At 38.7% G+C, this 14222-nt stretch carries 10 protein-coding genes and 1 riboswitch; all 10 genes read right to left on the bottom strand.

Going from position 1 to position 14222, the window contains the following annotated elements; all coding sequences use genetic code 11:
• Positions 1–455: 455 nt before the first annotated feature.
• The 10 genes from G628_RS0115555 to G628_RS0115510 all read right to left on the bottom strand — a co-directional run bounded on the left by G628_RS0115555 (position 456) and on the right by G628_RS0115510 (position 14194).
• Positions 456–1634 carry a phosphoribosylaminoimidazolecarboxamide formyltransferase gene (locus G628_RS0115555; protein WP_026654067.1) on the bottom strand — a complete coding sequence of 393 codons (1179 nt, stop codon included), beginning with the start codon at positions 1632–1634 and terminating at the stop codon, positions 456–458.
• A gap of 92 nt (positions 1635–1726) precedes the next feature.
• Entirely contained in the window at positions 1727–2434 is a 708-nt protein-coding gene (locus G628_RS0115550) for an IMP cyclohydrolase (protein ID WP_034461873.1), read from the bottom strand.
• 228 nt (positions 2435–2662) lie between these two features.
• A riboswitch (ZMP/ZTP riboswitch) is annotated at positions 2663–2748 on the bottom strand.
• 364 nt (positions 2749–3112) lie between these two features.
• On the bottom strand, positions 3113–4009 hold the full coding sequence (locus G628_RS0115545) for a hypothetical protein (protein WP_027209533.1): 897 nt from the start codon (positions 4007–4009) through the stop codon (positions 3113–3115).
• A 28-nt stretch (positions 4010–4037) separates the two neighbouring features.
• Positions 4038–5117, bottom strand: coding sequence for an FtsW/RodA/SpoVE family cell cycle protein (locus G628_RS0115540; RefSeq protein WP_027209532.1), 1080 nt, complete (start codon positions 5115–5117; stop codon positions 4038–4040).
• A gap of 151 nt (positions 5118–5268) precedes the next feature.
• A complete protein-coding gene (locus G628_RS0115535; RefSeq protein WP_027209531.1) occupies positions 5269–6075 on the bottom strand; it encodes a hypothetical protein in 807 nt (268 codons plus the stop codon).
• Between the two features lie 26 nt (positions 6076–6101).
• Positions 6102–7598, bottom strand: a complete 1497-nt coding sequence (locus tag G628_RS0115530; protein WP_027209530.1) for a hypothetical protein — start codon at positions 7596–7598, stop codon at positions 6102–6104.
• 31 nt (positions 7599–7629) lie between these two features.
• On the bottom strand, positions 7630–9537 hold the full coding sequence (locus G628_RS0115525) for an RsiV family protein (RefSeq protein WP_026667794.1): 1908 nt from the start codon (positions 9535–9537) through the stop codon (positions 7630–7632).
• 210 nt (positions 9538–9747) lie between these two features.
• Complete coding sequence (locus tag G628_RS17730; protein ID WP_242827249.1) at positions 9748–11946, bottom strand: ATP-dependent helicase; 2199 nt, start codon at positions 11944–11946, stop codon at positions 9748–9750.
• A 55-nt stretch (positions 11947–12001) separates the two neighbouring features.
• Complete coding sequence (locus G628_RS0115515; protein WP_027209529.1) at positions 12002–12976, bottom strand: hypothetical protein; 975 nt, start codon at positions 12974–12976, stop codon at positions 12002–12004.
• A gap of 189 nt (positions 12977–13165) precedes the next feature.
• A complete protein-coding gene (locus tag G628_RS0115510) occupies positions 13166–14194 on the bottom strand; it encodes a glycoside hydrolase family 5 protein (RefSeq protein ID WP_026667792.1) in 1029 nt (342 codons plus the stop codon).
• Positions 14195–14222 lie beyond the last annotated feature (28 nt).

Here is a 14222-nt window from a genome sequence, read left to right as displayed (position 1 = left end):
TTTTCGCACCGTACAGCTTCTACGCAATGATTCTGTGTGGTGCATATTCCAGTTTTCGCACCGTACAGCTTCTACACATAATCAGAAGTTTTTACGTGAGTCCCTGTGAAAAATCAAAGCAACTCACGTAAAAGTTACGCAGGCACTATTTATTCTATAACCGCACAGACCTGTATGGCCATTTTTTTACAGCCACACCGCCGGTATCTGCTTGAAATGCGCAGTTCTCGGACGAGCAAGATGACTTTCAGATTGAATAAAGCCTGAAAATGTCGACTTCTCTGAGCAACGTCAAAAGGAGACATTTTCGGACTTTATGAAATCATGAAAATCACTGCGCAGCCGTACACAAGCATTTCCAAGCAGATACCGGCGGTGCGGCTGTAAAAAATGGCCATACAGGTCGTCCGCTATAAAAAATCCCCCGCGGAAAACGCAATCCGCGGGGGAAGTCATCAATGATGGAAAAGTCTGAGTCCTGTGAATGCCATTACCATGTCATGGCTGTTTGCTGCTTCGATAACGTTGTCATCACGAACAGATCCGCCGGGCTGTGCAACATACTTAACACCGCTCTTGAACGCTCTCTCGATGTTATCTCCGAAGGGGAAGAACGCATCTGAGCCAAGTGCTACGTCAGTGTTCTTGTCAAGCCAAGCTCTCTTTTCAGCCTCTGTGAATACTTCGGGCTTCTCTTTAAAGATGTTCTGCCACTTGCCGTCTGCAAGAACATCCATGTAATCTGCACCGATGTAAAGGTCGATTGCGTTGTCTCTGTCAGGTCTCTTGATGTTATCAAGGAAAGGAAGGTTAAGAACCTGAGGTGCCTGACGAAGGAACCAGTTGTCAGCCTTAGAACCTGCAAGTCTTGTGCAATGGATTCTTGACTGCTGTCCTGCTCCGATCCCGATAGCCTGTCCGCCCTTTACGTAGCAAACTGAATTGGACTGTGTATATTTAAGTGTGATAAGTGCGATGATAAGATCAATCTTAGCAGACTCGGGAAGCTCTTTGTTATCTGTAACGATATTTGTGAGCATGTCCTCACCGATCTCGATAAAGTTGTGTCCCTGCTCGAAAGTTACGCCGAACACCTGCTTCTTCTCAATCGCATCGGGAACATAGTTCTCGTCAATCTTGATAACAGCGTAGTTTCCGCCCTTTTTAGCCTTAAGGATCTCAAGTGCCTCATCTGTGTAGCCTGGAGCAATGATTCCGTCTGAAACTTCTCTTTTTACAAGCATTGCTGTGTCCTTGTCGCACACATCAGAAAGAGAGATGAAATCTCCGAAAGATGACATTCTGTCAGCTCCGCGAGCTCTTGCATAAGCGTTTGCAAGAGGTGAAAGCTCGCCAAGATCCTCTACCCAATAGATTTTCTTTTCAATATCTGAAAGAGGTGTTCCTACAGCGGCACCTGCAGGTGAAACGTGCTTGAAAGAAGTTGCCGCAGGAAGTCCTGTAGCTTTCTTAAGCTCAGAAACAAGCTGCCATCCGTTCAAAGCATCAAGAAGATTGATATATCCCGGTCTTCCGTTAAGTACTTCGATGGGAAGATCTTTTCCGTTTTCCATATAAACCCTTGAAGGCTTCTGATTGGGGTTACATCCGTATTTAAGTTCGATTTCGTTCATATTGATTCTCCTGTTATATGATATCCGAATTACCGTGTTCCTTCTAAAAACGTGCAATCATGCGCGTTACAAATAAAACTTGCGATATTATATCACTTGTTTTTGTTGATGATCCTTGTCTCGTACTTACCTGTCTCAATGTCGATGAATCTTGTGAAAAGAGATACCTTATTATCTTCGTTAAGCGCATTCCATACATTGTTTGTAAAAGTATCGATGTCACCCTCGATGTTTACAAGTGTAGGTTCTCCTTCGTAACTTGGAAGGGGATTTGCGTCCTTCATATATGTATGGATAAAAAAGCCCTCTCCTGCCTTGGGATTCTCATATGAATATGTAAATCTCTGACATGATGAAGGATCACCGTTGTTGCTCTTTAAGATAGACATTGAAAAGTCGTACTTGCCGTTTTCAACGTTCATGATACCTGAAATACGAGGTGTGTAGTTGGGTGCATCGGGCTCAAATTCTCTTGTGCGAAGAGCCTGCTCAAAAGTCTTACCCTCTTTCATAAGGTCATATACTGTATCAGTCTGATCACCGTTTGTAACAATAGTTGAGTTACCAAGAACACGTACAGGTGCATAAATGATAAGGCTTGGATCTTCCATCTTGGAAGGATCGAATGCCTGTGTACGGATTCCCTCTCCGTCTTCAACAAATACTCTGTTTCTGCTATTCTCACTTCTTCCCATGATGAAGTAAGCACATGCTGCCTTCTTGCCGTCAGCTGTAAGACCGATAACAATACCTCTTCCCGGGTATGTTGTGCGTGAAATTTCCTGCTTCAAATCTACCATTTCTTTTCCTCCGTATATATCACTGAACTCGCTTGTAACAAGGAAGTTCCGCTCTCGCATTCGCTCGCCGGAACTAAGTAGTACACTACGGTTCGAAAATACCGAACCTAGTGATTACTTAAAGGAAGTTCCGCTCTCGCATTCGCTCGCCGGAACTAAGTAGTACACTACGGTTCGAAAATACCGAACCTAGTGATTACTAAAAAAAACCGCCTGAGCATCCACAAAAGCGGTTGCCCAGGCGGTCGACATTCATAATTTATTTCCATACTCCCATGTGGTTACCCACTTATCCGCCAGTTGTATGAACACATATAGCGTACACTTTTACCACCAAAAAATCAAGGAAAAGAATCCAGCTTTTTATCTGTGATATTTTTACTTCTAAACAGCTGTTTTTCATGTTCACAGATAAATTGCCTCATACACACTTTTTCTATCTGTGTTTTTTCGCCTCATAACACTTGTCATTTTACATTTTCACAGATAAATCGCTCCATACATACTTTTCTATCTGTGTTTTTTTGCTATTTTTTCAATTTTTCACAGATAAATCACTTCAAACACACTCCTTCTATCTGTGTTCTTCATTTTCAAGCAGCGTAGAGTGAAATTTTCAAGCAGTTTTTCAAAGAGTTATTTACAAACCCATATTTCCGCTATTTCCTTAACCTACCGTCACTCCTCCACTGTTTCAGGCACAGTTTTTTCTGTATATTCGGAATCATTTGTATATAATTTATCGCCTTCGCCACCTACATTGAGACTAAGATATATCTTTCCGCTATCCGTAATCACAGCCTTATATTCCACGCCATAAGTAGGAACAATGCAATCCACAACTCTGCACTTCTCGCCTGTCTTGGTTTCGGTATCCTTATAATCAACCGCTCCTATCTCAGTTCCAAACTTAAAGTAATCATCGTACACTTCATCGTCGCCGATCATCTTTTTTATCTCCGATAATTGAGACTCGGTGTAAGCTTTGTTGATGATATCAGCATTTACATATTCAGGTTCTTTTTGCGAGTATTCTCCCTGCGCCGATACGTTCATGCCCATGCCAAGTATGCCTTTTTGAACGACATGCAAAGTATCACCGTCCATAACGAAACCTAAATACTCATCTTCCTCTTCGGGATATTTGTAGACAGCAACGTTATCTTTTACAAAAACCGCGTCGCCCTCAGCTTCACCTGAATTTAGATAGTAGCTGAAAATTCCCGCAAAATGGAACCCTTTTTCATTCTGATCTGTTATCGTCATATCGCCACTGACAGACGAATGTGTCCCTGTGTACCACTTTCCTTCAAAGTTCTCGGCGTTGGGACATTCTTTTGCTTCGCTGTACAGATTCGAAAAATCGTCGTCTGCAATAACAGGTGCAGTCTCACTCTCTGCGCCTGTTGCTTTCTCGGAATCCGACGAATCAATCGAAGCTTCTACCGAAACTTCTGAATTTGAATTTGAACTTCCGGCTTCCGACTCTTCGTTTGTATCGTTCTTTCCGCAGCCTACCACAGAAGATATCACCAGTGCAGTTATTAGATAAAAAATACGTCTCTTATTCATCATCTCTTCTTGCTCCTTAAACTTAAATCATTCAGTAGCGCATCAAGTTCCTTACAGCATATCTAAAGAACCTGTCCCTTGTGCCTTTACCTTTGCAAACACTGAGTATTATTCCCACAAAGATATAAGCCATCACAATATAACTCGTTTGTGATGAAAAGAACGGCAAGAACGTATCAGTGTATGGTATCGTTCCGGTATTTTCAAATATATTGATCACTGTATTTTCCAAAAGGACGTTAAGACACCCTGTTCCCATCAGGAAACTGAGATCGTTTTTACACCTAAAGACCGACTTGTAGCCAAATGCGATAACAGCTATAACCAGAAGTGCAATGCCGATTGCCGGTAAAAGTCCATATCGATTTGCCTGATATGCAAGCAGATAATCCAAGTCGGGCTTTGGCAAAAATTTCAAATTCTCTTTTCCCGAACTGCCGACAAGATTCACATCAAAGAAAGATTGAACCGTTGATTCGTCCAGTGAAAAGACATTGCTCATTGTTTTATGTCCCCATCTAGCGATCACTCCGGTCTTATCGACAAATACCGATGCAGCAAACACGATAACCGCAAGTGCTGCCAGAGACAAAAGAAAATTTATCTTAAACCATCTTTTCTTGATACAATACAAAAGCTGCATGATCATAGCCGACAAAAGCACAATCTCCGTCATCACACGTGTGCTTTTATGTATGATCAAAATGGGAACGATCATCCAAAGTATCGCCTTTAAAAGCTCCAAAATCCCGCCGTGCCTGTATTTATGCAAAACCGCTCCGTAAACCGGAACATAGAGACACATAACCGCTGCAGTCAAAACTTTCACGGAGCCAAATCCGAGATACATATTTTCAGGTTGAAACCTAAGAAATACCAGAATCAGTATTATGCCTACCGCAATCTCTTTTGCCCGCTTTGCTATCAGATTATGGCCTATCATATACACCGCGATCATGACAATTATTCCAATGCCAACACTTGTATAGAAAGTACTGTTCCCGGTTAGTTTTATTGATTTATCTTTTCCCATAAACCAATGTACAATGATGCTTATAACTCCTATAAGCGCTGCTGTAATAACAACATCCCACTCAATCTTACGATGCATATAGAAAAAATATCCTCCTGAATTATGATATATAAAAAAGTTGTACATTATCATAATGCCGCTGTAAAGCGAATACAGGCAGGATTCACAAAATTTTCATATCATGCGTTATTATTTGATAGCTATAGTCTTTATTTCTGTAATACCATGGTTAATCCTTGAAAGGATGAAGTTGAAACTTTGGTCTGTTATATTTATGCTCAAGCTCTTCGTTCATCTCATCATACTCTTTTTCAGTCAATTCACGATTCTGCAAAGAGCTGTCATAATAGTAGAAATGATTCTGAAACACGTCATCAGACCATTCGAATTCATAATGTATACCTTCAATAAGATCCAAGTTTCCGGCCTTGCACCTATAATATTCAACACCATAAGGCATAGGAGGAAAGTTAAAATCATATTTAACTACACCATCTTCGCATAATTCATAGCACTCTCTTTCTGAATAGCTTTCAAATACAGGATCAACTTTTCCGTCTCTAATGGTGTACATATTGTCAATATACGCATCATTTGGATTTTCTTCCGAGCCGGCAGTTCCCAAAAGTAATTCGTCTACTCCGTCCCCATCAATATCCACTTGTAAATATCCAAAACTATCGTTGTTTAAATCCTGCCACATGCAAAATGTAAACCATTCATACTGCTCCGCCCGATCAAAAAAAGTATCTGTATCCGATTCTCCCATTACATCCAGGAAGTTCTTTATATCTTCAATAAGTTCATCGTACGAATTATAATCTGCAATATGCTTCTCATATATTCTTGGGGTGACCGAAGATTCTTCCGAAGCAGCATCTTCAGTGTTTGCGGTACTCTCCTCATTGCTTAAAACTATTGCTGCTTCGTCGGTCACGCCGGACTCGTTGTCTGAATTCTTATTTGAACCACATCCTGCGGTTATTATTAAAATCATCAATGCTATGCCAATGGCTGTTATGTTTTTCTTCTTCATGTCGACCTCTTATTCATGGCTACAGATCAATAAGGCGCGGAATAGTAGAACCATTTTTCTTTATCATACATCACTCGATTTTGGAAAAAATGTTCATTAGGCTCTTCTATAAAGAATCCATCTTCTGTAATATCGGTTTTTTCAGCATCCCCCCACCCGGTGCTTGCCATGTAAGATGAATCATAATATGCATAAATTTTTTCTCCCTGCTTACTCAGAATTATACGAATAGAATCTTCACTATCTTTTTTCAGAACATAAAAAATACATTCATACACATTATCCGAATTAAGATCTGCATATGTTATATCCTGTATTTCCGATGGAGAATGTCCTATTTTTCTCAAAAAGTCACTAAAATGAATATCTCTGTAAATCGGATCGGTTCTGTACCTGGATACTGCATTCAGAATACTGTCTTTTTCAATGATTTCCGAGTAAAAATCAGGATTATTATTCGGAAAGGTATAATTCGAATTGTCTTGAGATGGCACATATGCTGAGATAATCTCATATTTTTCTATCGGAATTACATTATCAGGCGCAAATGATGTAAGAAAATATGCATCAGGCACTACATTCCTTACAGGTGTGAAATTTATATCATATTCTCCGGTTTCCGGATCTTCATACTCAGTACTTCCGGAATATAATTCTTTTGCTGTTAGCTCATTATTATTTAAAGAAAAAAGGGTAAATTCTTCACCTCCCATATGAGCCCAATATTGCAGTATTCCATTGCCGCTTGGATATGCATAGAACTCACTGTGACCGGTGTATATCTCATCAATGCACTTAACTTTGTTATCAGTATATGTATATACCCATACATGATAATCAGCTTCGCAGCCTCCATAGTGTACAATTAATTCAGGTGTCGAATCTTTGTCAATGTCATATATTGAATATGCTCCTCCCGAACAACCATATTCATCAACTCCGCACTCATCAATAACCTTAAGAAAACCAATATATGCCGCCTTGTAATCACTATACGTAACTTCTTGCGCCGCACTTATCGCCCTTTCCGCTCTTTCCGCGTTGATCTCTGTCGAATAAGATGCGCCTTTCGACAATATATTCTTTAATGTGACCATAGAAAAATCATCATCTAACGACTCATTAATAGCCGCTCCCACACTATTCCATCCGGAAAATACCTCATACTGATATTCAGACGTAGCCTCATATATTAAAACCATGTTTTCAGAATCCGAAACACCTATAACTGCAATGTCTTTTATTCCGTCATCATTAAAGTCAAAACAATCCATATCGGTAACTTTATCCAGATGGCGATATGTATTTATGGTTGCTTTGACTTCATTGTCTTTGATTATATCAATGTAGGTATAATTCTTTTTCTTGCCATGATCCATATAATCATCATTATAAACGCTGATCTTAGCATTGCCCTGATTTTGAACAAGCTCGGATTCCATTTCGATCAGTTTTTTATTTTGGGATTCACATGCAGTTGCAAGTATAAGTATAGAAAGCGGAAGTATTATTCGTAATCTCATTGTTTGTCCTTTTCAAGTAATATATTTTATGCTATTTCATTCTGGTAAGTTCCGCATGTCCGTTTAATTCTTCATAAGATACACTCACTTCATATATGCCGGCTGCATAGCTTCCCAATTCATATTGATTGAAACAGTAAGTTATATGATCGCCATAATAATATATACTTGTAGAATCAATATAAGCTGCACCATATGCCCAGTTATAAGCATCTTCTTCTGAATTCATTTCAAATATTCCGGGACATTTGCAATAATCTTCTTTGATTTTTCCGGCAATCAAATCTTTAAATTCAGACTCTGTGCCGGAATAAAAGTTTTTCAAACTTAGTTCCTCACCTGTTGAAAGATCAAACACATAAATATCATCATGCGTAAGTCCATGAGGTCCTCCACCGTACCACCAGTAGTTCATATTAAGCACAAGGAATCGTGAATTAACTATGTCGACATCGTATAATGATTCTTCTGACTCGCCCCCCAAATAATATAGTTTTTCATCAATACATTCACCATCCCAATGCACAACACAATCAAGCTCATCTTCCGAAAAAGTGTTTATAAAGTCGTCCTTTTTTTCTTTAAGCTTTTCATTGATGACTGATGCATGTTTGGAATACTCCTCATTCAATTGAAAGAGATCATAAGAATGATTCAGAATCACCGCTCCGCAAGATGGGCAATTCATCTCCGACTCAAACTTTGTTACCGTGCCATATTTATATGCGCCGACAACTTCAATGGGACAATCAATATCATCAACTATATATCCGGATTTATTATCATCATACCCACCCAGTCTGAACCACTTAAGCTCTGCATCCTTAAGATCACAGACAAACACTTTACCATTTATAATCTGGCATCGAAATGAATCATATATCGAAACCCCTGCTTTATTTTTTAAAGGATATAACTGTTTATCTTCTTCTTTTTTTAAATCGAATACATAAAGATTTTCGCCTTTACGATCTGAATGTAACAACTTATTATCTGCAACCTGCCTATATCCGATCCCAATATCATCCAAAATAAGCTTAGAATTGCCTGTACTTATATCAACAGAATAAACCTCTGTATCACTACTGTAAGTGCCGGTACAATAAACTATATCTTTATCATAATAAAGTACCTCTCTTAATCCATCGGATAAACATTCAATTGCTTCAGCAGTTCCATCCGGCAGTATTTTAATATATTCATATTCACCCGTCTGGCCGTATCTTGTAGCCATAACATACCCGGCCTCGTCAAATGCTCTCGCCGGAGAAAAACCTGCTTTTGCAATGTGATAGCCATCTGATTCTTTGTATGGTGTTTTTTCAATATAGTATTCACCAATTTTTTTTAATGCCTCAACATACTCAGATTCTCCCTGAATAAAAGAAAAATCATCCGAAACAGTAAAAACACTCTCCGTATTTTTTTCATTCCCATAAAAACCGACATACAGCTTGCCGTTGTAATAATCGATATAATCAATCTCCCCGTTATCAGTGACTTTCACCAATCTACCATTATCAGGATCAATTGCATATAAACCAACTCTATTATCGTTATCATCCAAGCCACCATAAAATCTAACATATACTATTTCATTTATATAAAGATATTGGGCTTGCAATCCATCCTTTACGGCAGAAGCCAAATTGTTCTTTTCAAGCACCTCCTGCACAGTATCGGATAAATATCTTTTTTTATTTCCGTTTTCATCTATAAGATACATAGATCCTACAGAATTATCACCGGTCTCATAATATAATAAACAATCTTTCTGCTCAGATTCCTGCTTGGTATCACCACCCGTTCCGGTTTCTTCATTCTTTGCAGAACTGTCCTGCTCTGTCGCTGCCTCTGTATCTGTCGTTTTGTCATGGCAAGATGATAAACATAATGTAAAAACAGTGAGTAAGAGTAACGGAAATATTTTTCTTTTCATTTTTTAGCCTTTCTTGCGATAGTAAATTCCCATAACCATCAGACTCTTTCCCAATATTTATATCTTGTTTTAATATCTTTTGTCATTATTCCCCAATGTTTTCCACGTCCAAAAATAGTTGTACATTATCGCATTACTGCTGTAAAGCAGATGGGCGCAGGATTCACAGAATTTTCATAACACCTGTTGTTCTATAATCAAGTGCGGTCCTCATTGTTTTATCCTCATCCCGGTAGTAAATGCAAAGGGATATACAAATTTCCTTTCTATTCCATTATCGAATTTTACGGTGAACTTGGTCGGCACTTCATCGTCATCCCAAGAAACATCTGTTATAATGCCTTCTCCGTATTTTGTCTGAATTATCCGTTCTCCGATGATAAGATTGTCCGGAACATTTACACCGGCTGTAACTGGAACAGATTTCTTTTTTAGAAGCGGAGTCGGTTTTAACAAAACGTTTTCCACCTTTTTCGCATTTGCATGCGTTTTTGCTATATCCTTCTTTTTCTTGGGTGAAAGCTCGCCTGTAAATACAGATGGTGCATCATCGTATTTAAGTATTGTCAGATTATCTTTTGCCCTGGTGATGCCCACATAAAAAATTCGGCGCTCCTCTTCGTAATCGCGCTTCTCTTGTGGTGTTGCGCTCTTAAAGTTCTTGATCATCTTTACGGGAAATACGCCATTTATCACGTCCATCAGAACAACATTATCATATTCAAGCCCCTTGCTTGAGTGGATGGTCGAAAGAATAAGTTTTGCCGTATAGTCTTCTCTCTTTTCCGTCAATATCTTGCGAAGCAGGTCGAGCCTTTCAAGGAAACCGGGAATGGTCTTTTCTTTTTTTGCCAGCATCTTTAATATAAAGAGCTTATTTGTGGCAATGTTGTTATCTTTCAGATAATCACCATATCCCATATATTTATCAATACGATTAAGCGCTTTGACCGGAGGCTCCAAAGCCATGTTTCTGAAATGTGTTCTGAGAGACCTTACATTCCCGAGGACTCTCCCGTTTAGATCAATACTCTCTGCGGCATCCAGAATACCGATGTGCTTTCTGTCTGCTATATAGATCATTTTCTCTGCATCAGGTTTGCGAAGATATGTTTGGAACTTGAAGTAGATATTCATAAAAAGCGCAGGATCCGACGGATTTAACGCAAATTTCAGTATATTGGCAATATCAACCACTACTCTGTTTGAGAAAAAAGACATATCAGTGCTTTTTATTCTATAAGAAAAATCTTCTCTCTCGAGAAGATCAATAAGCGGAATAATACTTTCGTTATCCCTGTAGAGAATCGCAAGCCCGGAATCACTTACCTCTGCCATTTCAAAAAGATATTTATATTGCGATTCTCTGCTCTTTAATGTTACGTAGTTTATTTCTGAAGAAGCTTCTCTTTCTGCGCACATATGCTTATTGTGGCGGTTAAAGTTCTTTTGTATAAAAAGATCTGCCGTCTCAACAATCTTGGCATTTGATCTGTAGTTTTTATTCATTACGAGAACTCTTGCACCTCTATGGTCTTTTTCAAAATTAAGAAGTGCATCGGGGTATGCGGCTCTAAAACCGTAAATACTCTGGTCTTCATCTCCCACCATGAAAAGATTACCGTTTTCTCCGGCAAGAAGTGAAATTATCATATGCTGGCTTTTTGAAGTATCCTGTGCTTCATCTACACATATGTATTTGTATCTATTCTTGAAAAAAGAAAGCATCTCCGAAGAACTTTTGAGCATTCTATAGGCATAGATCATCTGATCGTCATAATCCATCAAACTTCTTGCTTTTAATTCTGCATTGTAACGATCGTATATTTTAAAGAGGTCTAGTCCTTCGTCTTCTCCGCGCTTTTTTATCTCTTCTTCCGTAAGAAGCATGTTCTTACAATATGTTATAAGAGTGCGAACGTTCTTTATATCGCTTTCTGTAGGATACTCTTCCATTACTTCGGTATATATGTCAGTAAGAATTTTTCCGGATAACTTATCGTCCGTTATAAGATCAAAAGGCTTTTTGCCGATACGTCTTCCATATTCTCTTATTATCTCGTAGCAGATTCCGTTAATTGTCCTAAATTCAAGTAAATTAGAGGAAGCTCTTCCAAATACAGATTCAAATCGTCTTGCCATATCCTTTGTTGCGGCAACGGTATAGGTAAGAGTGAGTATATTTTCAGGTCGTATTCCTTTTACATAGAGCATATATCCGAGACGATTTATAAGGACCGTTGTCTTGCCGCTTCCCGGAACTGCAAGAAGCAGAACGAAGCCCTCAACCGCTCTTATAGCTGCAATCTGCTCATTATTAAGTTTTTGTCCGTATTTATCAATAAATTCCTTGTCTGTCATTATTTCCTTTTCGCTTACCATTCCCTCAGATACCATCGAGCCTATCATCTTCAATATCAGCTAAGCTCGCGCCTGCTTCCTTCGCGCCGGTGTGCAGATGTATTTAATCTTCTCCCCAAATCTCTACAAACTTGTCAAAATGCGGAAGTCTGAGCTTCATATATCCTCTTATTTCGTCGCTGACAAGATGTTTGTTTATCAATCTGCTCCTATAAACCGAATACGAAGCTGCATTCGCCATAAGTTTTTTAATATCTTCAGCTTTACCGTCTTTGGTCTTACATATGCATCTGACAACTTCTTTTTCACCGTTACTCAAAGATTTCCAAACCAGATCATATGAATCTCTAAACATTATCCTTTCAAATTCGGGAATGATATCGTTTAGTGTCTCATTCTTCTGTTTACCGAAATAAAGAGACCCAAGTACCTGATATGCATAAGCATATCCTTTGGTTTCCTCTTCGATTTTTTTTGCTTCCACAGCATCTATTTTCAACAGTTTCTGATACATGGCCGTAATATCATATTTGTTTAATCCCTTTATCTCAAGTTCATCTGCTCTCTTGAAAAAAGTAAGGTTTTTTTCTGATGAAAACTCCTCAATATTTTCAGCCAAACCTGTTACCAGCAAATAAATATGCATTCCTTCAAGTATCATCGAACCTATCATCGATAAAAGTCTGATCATTTCCGGCGTCTTGGAAATATCATCTACTCCAACCAAAACATTATATTTTTTCTTATTTGCTTCTGCTACCATCTTAGTAAGCATCGCTTCATCAGAATAAGAATCTATAAAGCTCTCCATACTGAGTTTGGATATAAGAGTCTTAACAGCATCTCCTGCAGCAGAAAGAGGATATACCAGCCACTTCTTATCAGCTTTAAGCGCACGTATAACATTCCCGTATTCTACCGATTTGCCGGATCCCCTTATACCGGTTATCTTATAAACATATTTCGAGGACTCCTCGCTTGTAAAACTATTGATGATCTCATCAGCTATACATGTATCAATATAAGCCGCTCCTGCAATCCCCGGTGTTCTGGTAAACGGATCAACTCGCTTTTCCATCTTTCCTCCACTTTTATCCTTGTACTTCGTATTTTATCTTTTGTTATTATTATACTATATTTTTTATCTTTTGTTATTATTTATTATATTTTGTTATCTTCACATGCTCTCACTTAAATATCAACTCCATATATCATATAAAATAAAGGGGACAAAAAATTTCTTTTTTGCCCCTAAATCTCAAAATTATTAAAGCAGTTTGATAAGCTTATCAACAACGCCTTTCATGCGCTCATCGGAAATTCCAAAATCCATCTCTTTGTAGCTCCATGCCGCGCGTCCGATTCCGTACTTATCAAAGCAGCTGCAGATGTCTTTGTACCATTTAAGAGCATCCTCGGGAGTTGCTTTGTCAATGACTCCGTACTCTCCGCAGTAGAGCTGAACATTTCTTTCTTCCGCGATCTTAACGGCCTCTGCAAGATAATCATCAAAGAACTTCGCACTTATCAGCTCCTGCTTGTCATATGATGACATATCACCTGTTATGTGATCAAGCTCTCTGTCGTTATTCTCAATATATGTGCCATATGTTGAATCATAAGGCATCCTGAAATCGTCATTCATTTTCTCAATCCAGTGCGCACCCTGATGTGTAAAAATAAGTGGCTCGTAGCAATGAAAATTATAAACAATATTCTCATCATAAGGAGCCGCAAGGTCTTTGAGCGCCTCGATACTGTTGTTGTAATATCCGCCTACAAGGATTTTTACCTTCGGTGCGATTTTTCTTATTCTTCTGATGCACTCGTAGGAAATATCGTTCCATTTTTCGCAATACTCTTTTTTGGTAACTTCGTTAAGAAGCTCAAAAGCAAGCATATCTGCGTTCTTACCAAATCTCTGCGCAAATTGCTCCCAGAGCTTATAGAATCTGTCCTGATATTTTACATTGTCAAAAAAGCCTGATTCATTCTCACCGTCATCAAAGCTGTAACCAAATGTCTTATGAAGATCAAGAACCACGTTAAGTCCAAGCTTCTTGCAAGTTTCGATGGCTCTTTGTATATATGCGAAACCGTCCTCTATATAGTTTCCGGCTTCATCCTCAACAAGTTCATAGTCAACGGGAATTCTGATGTGATCGAGTCCCCATGACTTTATTACCTTAAAATCATCTTCCGTAATGAAATTATCATATCTTTCCTTAGTGTGATTGCACTGTGAAAGCCATCCCCCAAGGTTAATTCCATGCATATAGCCTTTGAATTTTTTCATTTTGTAACCTCCACCATGTTTTTGTTAC

The sequence above is a fragment of the Butyrivibrio hungatei NK4A153 genome, from assembly GCF_000424465.1.
In the GTDB taxonomy this organism is placed as follows: Bacteria; Bacillota; Clostridia; order Lachnospirales; family Lachnospiraceae; genus Butyrivibrio; species Butyrivibrio hungatei_A.
This window is presented reverse-complemented; position numbering and strand designations above follow the sequence as displayed.